Here is a 17,468-nt window from a genome sequence, read left to right on the forward strand (position 1 = left end):
CTTGATTTACAGCCTCAATCTATGCTTCAAAAATTGGTTTATAAACGAAAGAAACTGACGTATGTTTTTCATCGATGAAAGACATTAACTGGGATGCCTATCAAACCTTTCTAGCTGTTGCCCGTCACGGCGGGCTGACCGGCGCCGCACAGGCGAGCGGCCTTAGCCCTGCCACGGTCGGCCGCCGTGTGCTCGATCTCGAACAGTCAATCGGCCGCCAGCTCTTTCAGCGCAGCCAGACCGGCTACCGCCTGACCGGCGACGGACAGGCGCTGTTCGAGCAACTGCAACCCATGGACGCCGTCGTGCGCAAGGTGGAAAACTGGCGGCAGGAGGCGCACGGCTCGGCAGTGGTGCGGCTGATGGCAGGGACCTGGGTGACCTGGCTGGTCTGCGAGAATATCCAGGCCATCTGGAGCGAACGCGACGGTTTCCGGCTCGACATGTCCGTTTCCGAGCGGCGGGCGACGCTGGCGCATCGGGAAAACGACGTCGGCGTCCGGGCGGTCATGCCGGAGGAGCCGAGCCTCACCAGCCGTCGCACCTGCGACCTCGCCTATGCCGCCTATCGCCAGCGCAATGCCCCTGATGGTCTTGCAGCGGCTTGGCTCGCAGTATCGGAGGAGGACGCAATCTCGCCCTATCTGCGCTGGCCGCATGAGCAGGTGGCGGCGTCGATCGCCGTCGTCGTCAGCCGCCCCCGTTCGCTGCTTGACCTCGCAAGAGCAGGCGCCGGGCAGGCGGTTTTACCCTGTTTCGTCGGAGATCTCGACCCTGGCCTCGAACGGGCCGGCGAGGAGTTGAAGCAGCTCCGCCACGGGCAGTGGATCGTGACGAACACCGAGGACCGCCACCGCCGCGATATCCGCACAGTTTCAGAGCGCCTGTACAGGTTGATGAAAAGCCACGCCGACCTTTTCGCCGGAAAAAGGCCGAGCCGCAGCTTTTAACTCAATTGTCGGAGGAGGCCGGGTAGTGCAAAGCAAAATCCCGGCGGGCAAAGATCCCGCCGGGATTTTCGTGGACAGAGGATCATGTCTCAGCCGCGACCCTGCGTAACGATCACCGGGATCAACAGGTCGCCCCAGTTGCCTTCGCCGCCGTGGTGCCGAGCCGAACGAACGAGCTCGACGGAAACACCGGCGTCGACCGCCTTCATGACGGCCTGGTTGAGCCGATGCAGGTCGTTGGCGACCATGCGGATCATCGCCTGCTGTTCGGGTGTCATGGCCGACGACTGCTCTTCGGCCCGTTCCTTGACGCGTGTCTGGACTGTCATGGCATTTCTCCTCTGATGGGGTTCTTGATGTCTATTTCAAGGCCCCTCCCCAACCCTTATCCCGGGTTGGGGAGGGGGGCTCCTCACTCCGCCGCCGGGCGGAATTGGTCGTGTTCGGTCGATTCATGCATGGCCGTCGTCGATGACTTACCGCCGGTAATCGCCATCGATACGGCGTCGAAATAGCCGGTGCCGACTTCGCGCTGGTGCTTGGTGGCGGTGTAGCCGTTGACCTCGGCGGCAAATTCCGCCTCCTGCAGCTCCGAATAGGCGGCCATCTGGCGGTCCTTGTAGCCGCGAGCCAGTTCGAACATGCCGAAGTTCAGCTGGTGGAAGCCGGCGAGCGTGATGAACTGGAACTTGTAGCCCATCGCGCCCAGTTCGCGCTGGAACTTGGCGATCGTTGCGTCGTCGAGGTTCTTCTTCCAGTTGAACGACGGCGAGCAGTTATAGGCAAGCAGCTTGCCCGGATGCGCCTTGTGCACGCCTTCGGCAAACTTGCGGGCCTGTTCGAGATCCGGCTTCGAGGTCTCGCACCAGATCAGGTCGCAGTTCGGCGCATAGGCGATGGCGCGGGCGATGCAAGGCTCGATGCCGTTCCTCACCTGATAGAAGCCTTCGACCGTGCGGCCGGCATCATAATCGACAAATGGCCGGTCACGCTCATCGATGTCGGAGGTGAGGAGCTTGGCCGCTTCCGCATCCGTGCGGGCGATGACAAGCGTTGGCGTGCCCATGACGTCGGCGGCAAGCCGCGCGGCGTTGAGGTTGCGGATGTGGGCGGCCGTCGGGATAAGAACCTTGCCGCCGAGATGGCCGCACTTCTTTTCCGACGCCAACTGGTCCTCGTAGTGAACACCGGCAGCACCCGCCTCGATGAAGGCCTTCATGATCTCGAAGGCATTGAGCGGCCCGCCGAAGCCGGCTTCTGCATCGGCAACGATCGGCGCAAACCAGGTATCGACGGATAGGCCTTTGCCCTCTGAGGTTTCGATCTGGTCGGCACGCTGGAGTGTCCGGTTGATGCGCTTGGCAAGCTCGGGCGCGGCATTTGCCGGATAGAGCGACTGGTCGGGATACATGGCGGAGGCCGTATTGGCGTCGGCAGCGACCTGCCAGCCAGAGAGGTAGATCGCCTTCAGGCCGGCGCGAACCATCTGCATGGCCTGGTTGCCAGAGAGCGCGCCCAGCGCATTGACGAAGTCTTCCTCATGGATGAGCTGCCACAGCCGGTTCGCACCCATTTCGGCCAGCGTATGCTTGATCTGGACGGAGCCGCGCAGACGCTTGACGTCTTCGGCGGTGTAAGGGCGTTCGATGCCGTCGAAACGGCCCTGCGGTGCGCCGGGAACGAGATTGTAAAAATCAGTCATAAATGTCCTCCTGCAATTTTTCGAACGGTATTCGACTTTGGTTCAATGCCCGTTCAATCGTCGAATTTGATGTAACTAGTTTTACAGTGCGCTGCACAAAGTCGCCAGAACAAAAGGATTTTTGCGGCTGCGAAAAGGGTTATCATGTCTTGTGTTTTACAAGAGGCTTCTGTAATTTTGTAAATCATGTAAATATCCAATTTTGGCGCAAAGTTGTAAAAGGCATGACAAATGGCTGAGAACAAGATTTTCGCCGGTGCTCGGGTGCGGCGCATCCGCAATGGCCTGTCGCTGACGCAGACGGCGATGGCCGAGGCACTCGGTATCTCGCCGTCCTATCTCAACCTCATCGAACGCAATCAGCGACCGCTCACGGTGCAATTGCTGTTGAAACTCGCTTCCGTCTACAAGGTCGATCTCGACGAATTGCAGGGAGAGGCGTCCGGCAGCGTCGCGCAGTTGCGCGAGATGTTCGCCGATCCGCTGCTCGCCGGCGAGTTGCCGGGGGATCAGGAACTGATCGAGGTGGCCGAAGCAGCGCCCAACGTTGCGACCGGCATCCTCAAGCTCTATCGCGCCTATCGGGAGCAGTCCTCACGGTTGAAGGACCTGAGTGGCCTCCTGTCGGGTCAGGGCCACATGGCCGCGCTCTCCGACGCTCGTCTGCCAATGGACGAAGTGCGTGAGGTATTCGAAAGTCGCCCGCATTATTTCGCGCGGATCGATGAGGCTGCCGAAGCATTCCACGCCCGGCTGTCACCCGGCGACGATCTCGCTGGCGCGCTGAAAGGCTGGCTGCGGAAGGAGCATGGCCTCTCGGTGCGGGCGTTGCCCGTGCATGTGATGCCGGACCTGCGCCGTCGTTTCGACCGTCACTCCATGAGGCTGTTTCTGTCGGAGAGACTGTCCGCACAGGACCAACTGCGCGAGATCGCCATGGAAGCGGCCCAGATTGCCTTTCCGGAAGCGATCGCCGTCGACCTCGATCAACTGGCATTTTCAACGGGCGAAGCCCGGCGCATCGGACGTTTCGAACTGGCGCGCTACGCCGCGCACGCGATCATGATGCCCTATGCTGCGTTTCTTTCGGCGGCGCAACGCGCGAAATACGATCTTGATATGCTGAGCGCCCGCTTCCAGGTGTCCTTCGAGCAGGCGGCAAGCCGGCTGGTGACGCTACAGCGGCCGGGTGCTTCGGCCGTACCGTTCTTCCTGATGGAGATCGATCATGCCGGACATCGCCTGCGCAAGGCTGGCGCGCAGGGTTTTCCGCAGGCGCGGTTCGGCGGCAACTGTCCGAAGCTCAACGTCCACGCGGCGTTTGCGCAGGTCGGCCAGATCCTGGCGGATCGCATGGAAGTCTTTGGCGGCGGCGAGTTCCTGGTGATTGCCCGGACGGTCGATGGCCCCCGCGCAAGCTTTCACGAGCGCGTTCGCCGCACGGCGATCCTGGTCGGCTGCGATGCTGCGCATGCACCGGAAATCGTCTACGGCGAGGCGCCGCTTGTGACAGTTGCCGGCGGTACGGCCTGTCGGCTTTGCGAGCGGCAAGGTTGTCTTGCGCGGGCTGAACCGCCGGTTACCCGACCGCTCGGCCTTGATGAGATGGTGACCGGCTTGAGCGCTTTCGATTTTCAGTAACGCACCCGATGTCGGTAGCCGCGACACACTCATGGCGCAGCTTTCCGCAAAGCAAACTGGTGCCGGGGGAAGTCACGATCCCGCCATGGTCAAGCAATCGCAAAGGCATGAATAAGGTCCGATCCAAGGTCATGGTCAATCCTCCCCGTGGACTATGGCGGCCGCGCTGCGGGGTGCTGAAAAGATTCAGGTTTTTGCAGCGCTTGCTAAAATTCACCCTGATGCGTTTCATGCCTTCGCCACCGCGTAAAAGCGCTTGTGGTTGCCCGAAAACATGCCTAACTTTCGGATGCATACGGGCTCGATCGTTTGACGCGCGGCGATGGCGCGGCTGACGGGAGCTCGATAAAAAGGGGAATTCCATGTCGCGCAAGATTACCACTGCCTTTGCCGCGCTGATCCTGACCGGATCTGCGTCGCTTGCGACCGCGCAGGAGCGCGTCGTCAACGTCTACAACTGGTCCGATTATATCGACGCCAGCATTTTGGAGGATTTCACCAAGGAAACCGGCATCAAGGTCGTCTACGACGTTTTCGATTCCAACGAGATCCTCGAGACCAAGCTGCTTGCAGGCGGCACCGGCTACGATGTCGTCGTGCCGACGGCGACCTTCCTGCAGCGCCAGATCGCAGCCGGCGTGTTCCAGAAGCTCGACAAGTCGAAGCTGCCGAACCTGTCCAATATGTGGGACGAGATTACGACGCGCGTCGCGACCTACGATCCGGGCAATGAATATGCCATCGACTACATGTGGGGCACGACCGGCATTGGCTACAATGTCGAGAAGGTGAAGCAGATTCTCGGCACCGACGAAAAGCCGACCTGGGATGTTCTGTTCAAGCCCGAGGTTGCCGCCAAGTTCAAGGATTGCGGCATCCATCTCCTCGATTCCCCGACCGATGTGGTGCCGAGCGTGCTTGCCTATCTCGGCCTCAACCCCGACAGCCACGCGCCGGATGATCTCGCCAAGGCGGAAGAGCTCTTGCTCCAGATTCGTCCCTATGTCCGCAAGTTCCATTCCTCCGAGTATATCAATGCGCTCGCCAACGGCGATATTTGCCTTGCCCTGGGCTATTCGGGCGACATTTTCCAGGCACGCGACCGTGCCGCTGAAGCCAAGGCCGGCGTGACCGTGGATTACTCGATCCCGCCGACGGGCGCGCAGATGTGGTTCGACGTGATGGCCATTCCGGCCGATGCGCCGCATCTCGCGGAAGCGCATGAGTTCCTGAACTACATCATGAAGCCGGAAGTCATTGCCAAGGCCAGCGATTTCGTCTTCTACGCCAATGGCAACAAGGCATCGCAGCAGTTCATCAGCAAGGAAGTGATCGAGGACACCGCGATCTATCCGCCGGCAGACGTGATGAAGAAGCTTTTCACAACGACGCCCTTCGACGCCAAATCGCAGCGCGTGTTGACGCGCATGTGGACCAAAGTGGTCACCGGCCAGTAAGTCGAAAAGAATTGCCCGGATATTAAAAAATCCGGGCAATTTTCGTATGGGGGCGCGGACCAGACATGGCTGTGCTGTTTTGCATGTCATTCGGGGATAGATGATGAAGTCACTTGGCAGTATCCGGCGTTCCTTTGCCCCTTGGGCCGATCCTGCCTCCGTGCCCTTCATTGCCGTCAAGAACGTCACCAAGAAATTCGGTGATTTCGTCGCCGTCGACAATCTGTCGCTCAATATCTATCCCCGCGAGTTCTTCGCGCTGCTTGGCGCGTCCGGTTGCGGCAAGTCGACGCTCTTGCGGATGCTGGCGGGCTTCGAGCAGCCGACATCCGGAGAAATCGTGCTTGATGGCCAAAGCCTTGCCGGCATCCCGCCCTACCGGCGTCCGGTGAACATGATGTTTCAATCCTATGCCCTGTTTCCGCATATGACGGTCGAGAACAACATCGCCTTCGGCCTGAAGCAGGACGGCATGCCGAAGCCGCAGATCGCCGAACGCGTCGATCAGATGCTGAAGCTCGTCAAGCTCGACAAGTTCGCCAAGCGCAAACCGCATCAGTTGTCGGGTGGCCAGCGCCAGCGTGTGGCGCTGGCCCGGTCGCTCGCCAAACGGCCGAAGGTGCTGCTGCTCGACGAGCCGCTGGGCGCGCTCGACAAGAAGCTGCGCGAGGAAACCCAGTTTGAACTGATGGACCTGCAGCAGCAGCTCGGCCTGACCTTCGTCGTCGTCACCCACGACCAGGAAGAGGCAATGACCATGGCCGACCGCATCGCCGTCATGGCGCACGGCAAGGTCATCCAGGTGGCAACGCCACCGGAAATCTACGAGGCACCGAACTCGCGTTTTGTCGCCGACTTTATCGGTGACGTGAATATTTTCGACGGCACGGTCGCCTCGGCCGGCAACGGCACGGTCGAGATTGCGACGCAAACCGGGTTTACGGTGCGCGTCGCGTCAAGCGATGCACCCGCTGTCGGCGCCAAGGCCGGACTTGCCATTCGTCCCGAGAAAATCCGCGTCAGCCGCGATAAGCCGGCCTGCGCTCCCCTGAATGCGGCCCAGGGCGAGATCTGGGATATCGGCTACCTGGGCGACATGACTATTTTTCATGTGCGCCTGAAGGACGGCAAGGTGATCAAGGCGTCATCGCTGAACGCCGTGCGCGCGGTCGAGGATCCGCTTGGCTATGACCAGCAGGTCTGGATTTCCTTCGATGAGAACGCCGGCGTCGTGCTGAAGGATTGAGACCATGTCAAAATTCGGATCGGCAATCTTCAACCGGCTGGTGATCATCATCCCCTATGCCTGGCTGACAATCTTCTTCCTTGCGCCCTTCTTCATCGTTCTGAGGATATCGCTGTCGGAAACCGCTATCGCGATGCCGCCTTATCTGCCGGTCTTCAATTTGGTGGATGGGGTTTCGGGCATCGTGGACAAGCTCGGCGAGTTGTCGATTGCCAACTACGTGTTTCTCGCCGGGGATGCGCTCTATACCAATGCCTATATTTCGAGCCTGAAGATCGCCGTTATCTCGACCATCGCGACACTGATGATTGCCTATCCCATCGCCTACGGCATGGCAAAGGCGCCGAACTCGATCCGTCCGACGCTGCTGATGCTGGTCATCCTGCCGTTCTGGACGAGCTTCCTGATCCGCGTCTACGCATGGATTGCGATCTTGAAGCCGGAAGGCCTGTTGAATCAGCTGCTGCTGACGCTCGGTGTGATCGACCAGCCGCTGATCATCCTCAATACCAATTGGGCAATCTATATCGGTATAGTCTATTCCTATCTGCCCTTCATGGTGCTGCCGATCTACTCGTCGCTGGAAAAGATGGACCACAGCCTGACGGAAGCGGCGCAAGACCTCGGCTGCACGCCGATCCGGGCGTTCTGGCGCGTGACGTTCCCGCTCTCGATGCCCGGCGTGATCGCCGGCTGTATGCTCGTCTTCATCCCGGCGGTCGGCGAATTCGTCATCCCGGACCTGCTTGGCGGGTCGGAGACGCTGATGATCGGCAAGACGCTCTGGAACGAGTTCAACGCCAATCGTGACTGGCCGGTTTCCGCAGCGGTGGCAACGATCCTGCTTCTCATCCTCGTGGTGCCGATCATGTTTTTCCAGCACGCGCAGGCCAAAGCCGATGGCGAGGGGAGGTAATCATGGTCAAGTGGTCGCGCTTCAACATCGCCTCGATCGTTTTCGGCTTCGCCTTCCTCTATTTACCGATCGTTCTCCTCATCATCTTCTCGTTCAACGAATCGAAACTGGTGACCGTCTGGGCGGGGTTCTCGACCAAGTGGTATGTCCAGCTCCTTCATAACCAGGCGCTGCTCGATGCAGCCTGGGTTACGGTGCGGGTCGGCCTGATTTCCGCAACCGTGGCAACGGTGCTCGGCACGCTCGCCGCCCTTGCCATGACGCGCTACACCCGATTTCACGGCCGCATGCTGTTTTCCGGCATGATCTATGCGCCGCTCGTCATGCCGGAGGTCATTACCGGCCTGTCGATGCTGCTGCTCTTCGTCGCCGTTGGCCTCGATCGTGGCTTCTGGACGCTGACGCTGGCGCACATCACCTTCACCATGTGCTTCGTCGCCGTTGTCGTGCAATCCCGTTTGCTAAGCTTCGACCGGTCGATCGAGGAAGCCGCGATGGACCTCGGCGCCACCCCTGTCGCCACCTTCCTGCAGGTGACCTTGCCGGTCATCGCGCCGGCCGTCTTTTCCGGCTGGGTCCTCGCTTTCACGCTGTCGCTGGACGATTTGGTGATCTCGAACTTCACCTCCGGCCCGGGAGCCACCACGCTGCCGATGAAGATCTACAGCCAAGTACGGCTGGGTGTGACACCGGAAATCAACGCAGTCTGCACCATCCTGATCGGCATTGTCGCCATGGGCGTGCTCATCGCTTCCGTCGTCTCGCGGCGTCGGGAAATCCAGCGGGTCAAGGATGAGCAGGCGGCCTTCGCCTTGTGATGTCCAAGAGCCCTCAGTCGCGCTCGCGCTCCCTTTCGCGCGGCGGCAGGAAGACATAGGTCAAGAGCCAGACGGGCAGCACGATCATCGAGCCGAGCAGGATGTTTGGCAGTGCCCAGTCGGTCAGGCGCAGAAGGTAGGTCCACAGAATCTCCGGCGTCAGCCCCGCCTGCTGCAGGATTTGCTCGGAAGAGATGTTGAAGAGCGAGAGCGCGGCGCCCGTCAGAAGCGATGCCAAGACGATCTTGAACAGGGCGGCAAGAAAACGCAGCACGGACACATCTCCTGTGGGCTGATTCGGCAGCTTATTTTAGAATGCCCTGTGGCAATGTCGATGTGATGGACTATTGAAGGGCAGGGATCGTCGTGAGCGGTGAGATGATTGCATTCGGCCAGGAGCCACCAACAAAGAAGCGAACCGGCGGTAATGTCGTATCGTCGGGTCGGATGGCGCCGGCAAGCGCCAGGCTACCACTGCGGTAGGGAATGAGCCCCGCAAGGGACAGGGTTCGTCCTTCGCCGCGAATATCCGCCTTCGTCAGCTCGGCAACGCCTCCGCGCAGCTTTGCAATGATGTCTGCGGTGGTAAACGCGAAAGAACCGTCGCCGGCCTGATTGATGTTGAAGAAACCGCCCTGGGCCGTCAGCCGTTCGAATTCCGGTCCGTTGAACTGTGTCAGTGAACCGTTGGCCGCGGAATAGCGGATCTCTCCCGAAACGCCACCCATTGTCATCGCCGGCAGCGGCTCGGTGGTCGCAAGATCGACGCTGAGCACGCCCCGCCCCAGCGGCAGCGGCCCTTGCAGGCCGAGCCCGACAGCAACAGGGGTGAGATCGGCATTCTTCAGCGAAAACTGTAGCTGGCCGCCATCGACACCGTCTTTCGCAAGGGCGATGCGGCCGCTGAACGAGCCGCCGGAATAGATACCGTCGCCGATATCCAGGGAGGCCCGGCCGTTGTTTGCGATGACGCCAGCCGCGATATCGGTGAACACAATCGCGCCGTAGCTTGCTTCCTGGGCCGAAAGCCGGAGATCGAGATTGATCCGCTTGAGTAACGACATGTCCGGCGCGCCGGTAGATTTGGATGCCGGGTGCGCCGGCCAGAAGGAAGCGAGAAGAGACGTCAGATCGAGCCGTTCGAACGCAAGCGTGCCATCGATGCGCGGGCTGCGCTGCTTACGCCACGCAACGTCGAGAACACCAGTGGCGCTCGTTCCGTTCAGCGAAAGAGAGAGATTGTCCATCTTCAACGTCTCGGCGGACATTGTCACACTGGTGTCGATGGAGATGGTTCCCGTCGATGGCGCCAGCGGCGTGACCGCGCCATGCCAGCTCATCAGTGTTGGAAGGGAATTCGCCGTAAGCTGCAGTTGCCCCGAGGCGAAGGGATGGATGGAGGCGTTGCCGGTGCCGTCGAAACTGAAGCTCAGCGGAGCGGAGGCGAATGATGTCTGGATTGCGCTGTTTTGCCCCGAAAGCAGCCTCATCGGCTCATCGCAGACGAAGGACCACTCGACCCTTTCGCCATTCATCAAAGCCGAAAGACTTGCGCTGATCCGCGCAGCCGGCGCTGGCCATTGGATCGAACCGGAAACATTGCTCACCCGATAGACGCTGGCAGTGATGCGGTCGCTCAGTTCAAGCGTGCCGTTTTCGATCTCGATGTCGCCAATCGGGGTGTTGCGCGCCGATGATGGCGTCGTCGACGACGCATTGGCGACGGCGTCGGCCATCCAGCCGGCCCGTCGCCAATTGAGGCTTCCGTCTATCCTGCGCTCTATTTTGAAGACCGGGTTGAGCAGGCGGAAGTCGTAGAAGACCGGCGTGCCACGCAAGGCGGCAAGAAGATCGAACCCGGCAGCGATGGCGTCGGCTTTCGCCAGCAGTTCCGGGGAAGCGGTATCGCCGCCCTCGAAGGTCACCGTGTGCAGCGTCAAAGCCGGATGCGGCCAGAATCTGATATCCGGATCGCCGACGATGCTGGCGCGCGCGCCGGTCCACGAGGAAAGCGCCCGCTCCATATTGAGCTTGACGCTGGCCGTGGAGACGAACAGCGGCAGGGCGACCTTGAATAGCACGGTGAGAACAAGCGCGCTGATGGCCAGCCAGGCAAGCGTCCGCGATACAAGCAACCTGCGTAGTCCTGCTTTGATGCCGGCGATATCATGGAATTGCTTCATTGCCCTGCGGTGCACTTTCATACGGTCTGAAGGGCCGATGGATAGGCTTTCACCGGAGAGAAATCAAACGATTGAAACGGAGAAATGTCGCAACTGCCACAGTCATCATTTGCGCGGTCTGTTTATCTTGCGTCGCAGCATGATATAGAGGCTGGCTTGGGTAGCGGAGGAAAGCATGCAATCAGATCGCCCCCTTTGGACACCGTCCCGCGAATTCATCAACCGGACGCCGATGAAGGCGTTCATCGAATGGTGCGAACAGCGCTTTTCCAAGACCTTTGCGGACTATGATGCGTTCCATGACTGGTCGATCACCGAGCGCGCCGATTTCTGGACGGCGGTCTGGGACCATTGCGGCGTGATCGGCGAAAAGGGCGAGCGGGCGCTGATCCATGGCGATCGCATGTTGGAAGCCAGGTTCTTTCCCGACGCGACGCTCAATTTCGCGGAAAACCTGTTGCAGAACACAGGAAGCGGAGACGCGCTGATCTTCCGTGGCGAGGACAAGGCGCAATCGCGGATGTCCTTTGATGAACTGCGGGCGCTGGTGTCCCGGCTGCAGCAGGCCTTGAAGGCCGCGGGCATCGGCAAGGGTGACCGCGTCGCGGCGATGATGCCCAACATGCCCGAGACCATCGCGCTGATGCTCGCCACCACCTCCATTGGAGCGATCTGGTCATCCTGTTCCCCGGATTTCGGCGAGCAGGGCGTGCTCGACCGCTTTGGCCAGATCGAGCCCAAGCTGTTCATCGCCTGCGACGGCTACTGGTACGCCGGCAAGTTGCAGGACGTGTCCGCAAAGGTTCAGGCCGTCACGAAGAAGCTCGGCGTGCCGGCCCTGATCATTCCCTATGCCGGCGATGCGGATGCGCTCGCGGCATCCGTTGAGAACGGCAAAGCCCTCTCTGCCTTCATCGCGCCCTTCGCCGAGAAGCCGCTCGAATTCGTGGCGCTGCCCTTCTCGCATCCGCTCTATATCCTCTTCTCCTCGGGCACGACCGGCGTTCCGAAATGCATTGTCCATTCGGCCGGCGGCACGCTGTTGCAGCATCTGAAGGAGCACCGCTTCCATTGCGGGCTGAAAGGGGGCGAGAAGCTGTTCTACTTCACCACCTGCGGCTGGATGATGTGGAACTGGCTGGTGTCCGGTCTCGCGCTGGGCGCCACGCTCTGCCTCTTCGACGGCTCGCCGTTCCATCCGGACGGCAACGTGCTGTTCGACTATGCTCGCGACGAGACGTTCGCCATCTTCGGCACCTCGGCAAAATATATAGATGCAGTGCGCAAGGGCGGGTTCACGCCGGTCTCGACACATGACCTCTCGTCGCTGCGCCTGATGACATCAACCGGTTCGCCGCTGTCGCCAGAAGGCTTTTCCTTCGTCTATGAAGGAATCAAGCCGGATATCCAGCTGGCCTCGATTTCCGGCGGTACGGATATCGTCTCCTGCTTCGTGCTCGGCAATCCGCTTAAATCCGTCTGGCGCGGCGAAATCCAGGGGCCGGGGCTTGGTCTAGCCATGGATGTCTGGAACGACGACGGTCAGCCGGTTCGCCAGGAAAAGGGCGAGCTCGTCTGTACCAAGGCGTTTCCCTCCATGCCGGTGATGTTCTGGAACGATCCGGAGGGCGCCAAATACAAGGCGGCCTATTTCGAACGCTTCGACAATATCTGGTGCCACGGCGATTTCGCCGAATGGACCGTGCATGGCGGCATCATCATTCACGGCCGTTCGGACGCGACGCTCAATCCGGGTGGCGTGCGCATCGGCACCGCGGAAATCTACAATCAAGTCGAGCAGATGGACGAGATCGCCGAGGCGATCTGCATCGGCCAGGATTGGGATGACGATGTCCGCGTCATCCTGTTCGTGCGCCTGGCAAAGGGCAGGGAACTGACCGAGGATCTCGTCAAAGCGATCAAGACCAAGATCCGCACCGGCGCCTCGCCACGCCACGTGCCGGCGAAGATCATCGCGGTCGCCGACATCCCGCGCACGAAGTCGGGCAAGATCGTCGAGCTCGCGGTGCGCGAAGTGGTGCATGGACGGCCGGTCAAGAACAAGGAGGCGCTTGCCAATCCGGAAGCGCTCGACCTCTACGCGAACCTTCCGGAACTGCGGAGCTGACCGGCCGCGTTAAGGATTTCCCGCCCGCCGAATTAACCAAAGCTTATGTCTTTGCCGCGAATGCTTAAAATTTGCGGATACGGCGGAAAGGTTTTGTTTACGAATGGCAGCGCATGGTGCACTCAACTTGAGGTTACCCGATGTCAGGGTTGCTTTCGGCAGAGATGCCGGCACGGACCTGACGTCACTACTTCTCGAGCACCTGTTTAGCATTCAACTTATCGAGGCAGCTTCTTAGCTGCCTCTTTTTTTATCCGCTATTCCGGTGTTTAAGTAGTTGTCGCTAATTTGCGCTGTTCGGTAGAAAACGACCACCGTCGGCCGTTTGTCGGACAGGAGGTGACGAACAAACCAATATGTCCAACGATCGCAAAGGGTGGCTTGAGAACTTCCCCGACCGATCGAGTTAACCGCCATACCACCACCACCCGGACGTGGCGTGAAGTTGCCGCCGAAATACCGTGAGCCTGAATGCCGGTGACAGTTGCCGTGCAATCGCTAATTTGCCAGCACCCGCTGCGACGGGAAGGAAATCTCCACCAGCGTGCCTTCGTTCGGCGCCGAACTGATCGAGAACTGGGCCCGGTTGGCTTCCGCCATGGCCTTCGTCAGCGGCAGGCCGAGGCCGGTGCCGTCGCCGCGCTTGCGCACGCCGGTCGTTACCTGCCGGAAGGGCTTCATCGCCTGCTCGAGCTCGGTGCGGGTCATACCGACGCCGGTATCGCGGATGCGCAGGATGACGCTTCCATTGGCCTCATAGGCCGTCGAGACGACGATCTGGCCGCCCGACGGCGTGAAACGGATGGCATTCGACAGGATATTGAGGGCGATCTGCTTGATCGAGCGGTTGTCGGCGACCACGTTCGGGACAGAGCCCGAAAGCGACGTGCGGATGATCACCCGCTGGCTGTTGGCCTGTGGCTGGACCAGGGCGACCGCCTCCGAGACAGCGTCATTGATTTCGACTGCGGTGAATTCGAGATCCATCTCGCCGGCTTCGATCTTGGAAATGTCGAGCAGGTCATTGACGATGTCGAGCACATGGCGGCCGGAGCGGCCAATGTCGCTGGCATATTCGACGTAGCGGGGATTGCCGATCGGGCCGAAATGCTCGCTCGCCATCATGTCGGAAAAGCCGATGATAGCATTCAACGGCGTGCGGATCTCATGGCTGACGCGGGCGAGAAAATCGCTCTTGTGGGCATTCGCGGTCTCGGCTGCGCGCTTGGCATTGCGCAGCTCCTCTTCCGTCCGCTTCCATTGGGTGATGTCGCGGATGACGGCGCAGAAGCCGTTGGAGGAGGAGAGGCGGCCCATGGTCATGAACAGCGGGATGAAACCGCCGGACGCCTCGCGGCCGATCACTTCGCGGCCGTCATTGAGTACGCTGGCGACGCCATGGCCGGACAGGCCCGACAGATAGTCGAGCACTGCCTTCTGGCTCTCATGGGCAAACAACATGGCAAAGGGCTTGCCGCGGACTTCGCCGTCATCATAGTTGAACAGCGCGCTCGCCGAGCGGTTCAACGAGCGGATTTCGCCGTCCGCGCCGACAACGACGACGCCGTCCGTCGCGGTTTCGAGGATCGAGTGCAGTTCTTCGGTCTCCATGCGCAGAGCCTGGATTTCCGGGTTCCTGTCAGCCTCTGGCGCCGTGTCTTCCGGCGAGGCTTCGGTTGCGACTGGTGTTGCCGGCGCAGGCACCGCCGAGAGCGCCATCATCAGGGCGCTCTTGTCTTCCCAGCGGATCGATTGCAATCGCGCCGTCACAGCGACCAGATTGCCGTCATTGCGGATGACCATCAAGGCGCCGTCCGGCGCGTCGAGGAGACCGTCCTCGTCGCCGGCGAAGAGAGCATCGATCCCGCCTTCTTCCCGCAATTCGTCCAGGTCGCAATAGCCGGTAAGCTTGAGGAACTCGGAGTTGGCATGAAACAGATCGTCGCCGCTGTGAACCAGAAGGGCAATCGGCAAATTGTCGAGGAGCTCCGGCGTCAGGCTGCTGTTGCTGCTGGTGCGCGGCGGCACGATCGCGGTGAGCGTTTCGGGCAGGGCGGTTTCGTTGGCGGGGGTCGCAGCGCTGCCGATATCCGCAAAATCGTCCTTGTCGATGTTGTCAGCCTTCAGCAGTGCTGTCTCTTCGACGGGGTTGGCGCTCACCGGATCATCGGCGACGGCTTCATCGCTCGCCGGGACATCGTCGTTCGTGCGCTTGCCGAAGGTTCCGCCTAACTGACGCGCGATCTCGCGGAAAGCGGCCTGCTCGCTGCGGCTCAAAGATTCGGCACCCGGCGGCCGGTGGTCGTTGAGTTCAATCACCTTGTCGGACGCGCGGCGCCCCGGCGTCTCGACGAGCTTCAATGCCGGAACTTCACCACGAAAAGGATCTTCCGGCGGAAGCTCTGCCGCAGGCTGCTCGTCTTCCAGTCCGGCAAACAGGTCTTCCTCGTCGGAATGTTCCGGTTCGGCTTCGGCAGCAAGATCAGGGGGGGACTGGACAGTTTCGACGCCGTCGTCGGTGCCGTCGCCCGCGATCCCGTCATCGACGATGGTTTCGTCCGGGATCGAGCCGTTTGCGGCGCGTGCCTGATCGCCGTGACCATCGTCCACGTCCGCGGCATCAACGGCTGCGCCATCAATTTCTCTGGGCGCGTTCTCGTCGACGGAGCAAGCCGCCGGCTCGCCGAACGTCAGGCCCATGACCTGTTCGTCCTCGACCGCATCTGCCACGCGAACGATGCCGAAGCCGCGGAAGCCGTCGAACTCACGATTGCGCGAATAGGTCGGAAGGGCCGCGAGATCCACGGGAACCTGCAGGCTTGTGCCTTCGACCGGCCAGAAAATGGTCTTGCCCGACCAGGTATCGCGCCGCTTCAGCAATTCGCCGATCGTGTTGCCGGGATCGAGATGGTACCGCGCCGCCAGCTCGGTGAAGCGCTGGCCGCCGACATCGGCGGACTTCGGCCCGACTGCGGTCGCGAACTCCTCGGAAATCTCGCTGAAACGACCGTCGGAATCGATTTTCCAAACGAAACGCACGGCCCGGCTGTTCGGATTGAAGACGAAGCCTTGCGCGGCGTCGGCCGTGCTCGCCTCGTCCCGACATGCCTCTTCCGATGCGCTTTCGACCGGCGCTATGACAGCCTCCTCGTCCAGAGGTGCTTCTTCCGGTACGTCCTGCTCCGTCTCGGCGGTCGGTTCGTCCGCGACTGTCAAGCTCGGTTGTTCGGCAAGGTCCTCGGCCTCGGCGGCAATGGCTTCGCCGATCTCGGTGAGGTCGTCTCCTTTCACCGTGTTAGCAGTTGACAGTTGAGGCTGCGGTTCGTCAGCATGAGTGCCTGCTGCTTCCGATACGGTGTCGCGAGATGCTGTGTCAGCGTCGTTGGAAGGCTGTTCGGTCTCTTCGGTAGAAACGAGCGTATCCGTAAGGGCGGCCTCATTTTCCGTTTCCCGCACCGAAAGATCATCGGCAGGCGTTTCCAGCAGCGCTCCGGTCGATAAGGCATCGGCACCCTCTGCCTCGGGCGCCTCCAGCGAATCGGTGAAGCTTTCGTTTTCCGCCAGGATTTCCTCGATCGCTTCGATCTCGTCGATAACATCGTCCGGCAAGCGTGCTGCCGAAAGAAGCGGGGCGGCTGCCACGGACGGCGCGGTGTCTCCCGTGGCTACGTTGACGCCATTTTCCTCGATCTCGCGGAAATCCGCGCCCGCGTCGAGATTGCCGAGAATAGTCTCGACAGCAAAAAGCAGGTGCAGGGCAGGGTTTTCAGAAAGTTTGCCGATCGCCGCCGGCAGATGGCCCTTGCCGGTCGGGACCGGGCGCTTGAGCAGCCAGTCGCTGTCGCGGGCAACGGCGGTGACCAGCGTACGGCAGGTCTGCGGCGTCATGGAGAGAGCATGGAAGCCGGGGGAGGCGGCGAGAAGCGTACCTTCACTATCGAGGACCGCCATATGCGTGTCGGGATCGTCGAAGCCGGAGATCATCCGGGCGGCGCGTTCTTCCGCTGACAGCGGCTTGCCGGCGCGGGGGGCTGTAAAAAGGATTGCGGTTTCGCCGGGCCGCACGGTGATCATCTCCACCGCGGCGTTGACCGGAACGCGCTGGAAGCCCGAGGCGATGCGCATGAGAAACGACCGTTTGTCGCCGCTGCGTTCGAGCTGCCGGGCTGCCGTCTCCATCTGGCGATAGGCGGCGTCGTTGCGGTTGGCGCCGCTGTCGATGAAGTCATAGATCGACGGCAGGCCGAACAGGAAGGCGCCCTCGCCATTCGACCACAGCACCTGGCTCATGTCTGGCGAAAACAAAACGGCCGCGTCGCCCCTCGCAAAATGCTCCCGCACCCGCTCATGAACGGCGATGTCGATGAAGGGATACGATTTTGCGGGCATCGGCTGACCTGGTTTAAAACCGTCACACGGACGGGATT

General features: G+C 60.9%; 12 protein-coding genes. 7 read left to right on the top strand and 5 right to left on the bottom strand.

The genetic code is table 11. The features are described from left to right. The first annotated feature begins 74 nt into the window (after positions 1–74). Positions 75–950 carry a LysR family transcriptional regulator gene (locus tag WI754_RS08820; protein ID WP_349437310.1) on the top strand — a complete coding sequence of 292 codons (876 nt, stop codon included), beginning with the start codon at positions 75–77 and terminating at the stop codon, positions 948–950. Positions 951–1,039: 89 nt separating this feature from the next. Here the strand turns inward: WI754_RS08820 and WI754_RS08825 are convergent, their stop codons facing one another. After that, the gene (locus WI754_RS08825; RefSeq protein WP_037119629.1) at positions 1,040–1,279 is read right to left on the bottom strand and encodes a hypothetical protein; all 240 of its coding nucleotides are present in this window, start codon (positions 1,277–1,279) and stop codon (positions 1,040–1,042) included. Positions 1,280–1,362: 83 nt separating this feature from the next. Next, positions 1,363–2,652, bottom strand: a complete 1,290-nt coding sequence (gene aceA, locus WI754_RS08830) for an isocitrate lyase (protein ID WP_349437311.1) — start codon at positions 2,650–2,652, stop codon at positions 1,363–1,365. 231 nt (positions 2,653–2,883) lie between these two features. Between aceA and WI754_RS08835 the strand changes: the two genes are divergently transcribed. From WI754_RS08835 to WI754_RS08855, 5 genes are all read left to right on the top strand, one after another. Continuing rightward, the gene (locus WI754_RS08835) at positions 2,884–4,293 is read left to right on the top strand and encodes a short-chain fatty acyl-CoA regulator family protein (RefSeq protein WP_349437312.1); all 1,410 of its coding nucleotides are present in this window, start codon (positions 2,884–2,886) and stop codon (positions 4,291–4,293) included. A gap of 362 nt (positions 4,294–4,655) precedes the next feature. After that, a complete protein-coding gene (locus WI754_RS08840; protein ID WP_349437313.1) occupies positions 4,656–5,750 on the top strand; it encodes a polyamine ABC transporter substrate-binding protein in 1,095 nt (364 codons plus the stop codon). A gap of 103 nt (positions 5,751–5,853) precedes the next feature. Then, positions 5,854–6,996: an ABC transporter ATP-binding protein gene (locus tag WI754_RS08845; protein WP_349437314.1), complete on the top strand. Its 1,143-nt coding sequence runs from the start codon at positions 5,854–5,856 to the stop codon at positions 6,994–6,996. Positions 6,997–7,000: 4 nt separating this feature from the next. Continuing rightward, entirely contained in the window at positions 7,001–7,912 is a 912-nt protein-coding gene (locus WI754_RS08850; RefSeq protein WP_349437315.1) for an ABC transporter permease subunit, read from the top strand. Positions 7,913–7,914: 2 nt separating this feature from the next. Continuing rightward, a complete protein-coding gene (locus WI754_RS08855; RefSeq protein WP_349437316.1) occupies positions 7,915–8,730 on the top strand; it encodes an ABC transporter permease subunit in 816 nt (271 codons plus the stop codon). A gap of 13 nt (positions 8,731–8,743) precedes the next feature. Here the strand turns inward: WI754_RS08855 and WI754_RS08860 are convergent, their stop codons facing one another. Beyond that, positions 8,744–9,004 carry a DUF6460 domain-containing protein gene (locus WI754_RS08860; RefSeq protein WP_349437317.1) on the bottom strand — a complete coding sequence of 87 codons (261 nt, stop codon included), beginning with the start codon at positions 9,002–9,004 and terminating at the stop codon, positions 8,744–8,746. A gap of 70 nt (positions 9,005–9,074) precedes the next feature. Continuing rightward, a complete protein-coding gene (locus WI754_RS08865) occupies positions 9,075–10,865 on the bottom strand; it encodes an AsmA family protein (protein WP_349437318.1) in 1,791 nt (596 codons plus the stop codon). A gap of 223 nt (positions 10,866–11,088) precedes the next feature. Between WI754_RS08865 and WI754_RS08870 the strand changes: the two genes are divergently transcribed. After that, positions 11,089–13,041, top strand: a complete 1,953-nt coding sequence (locus tag WI754_RS08870) for an acetoacetate--CoA ligase (RefSeq protein ID WP_349437319.1) — start codon at positions 11,089–11,091, stop codon at positions 13,039–13,041. A 498-nt stretch (positions 13,042–13,539) separates the two neighbouring features. Here the strand turns inward: WI754_RS08870 and WI754_RS08875 are convergent, their stop codons facing one another. Beyond that, positions 13,540–17,430, bottom strand: coding sequence for an ATP-binding protein (locus tag WI754_RS08875; RefSeq protein WP_349437320.1), 3,891 nt, complete (start codon positions 17,428–17,430; stop codon positions 13,540–13,542). Positions 17,431–17,468: the final 38 nt, after the last annotated feature.

This window comes from Pararhizobium sp. A13 (genome assembly GCF_040126305.1).
Lineage (GTDB): Bacteria > Pseudomonadota > Alphaproteobacteria > Rhizobiales > Rhizobiaceae > Pararhizobium.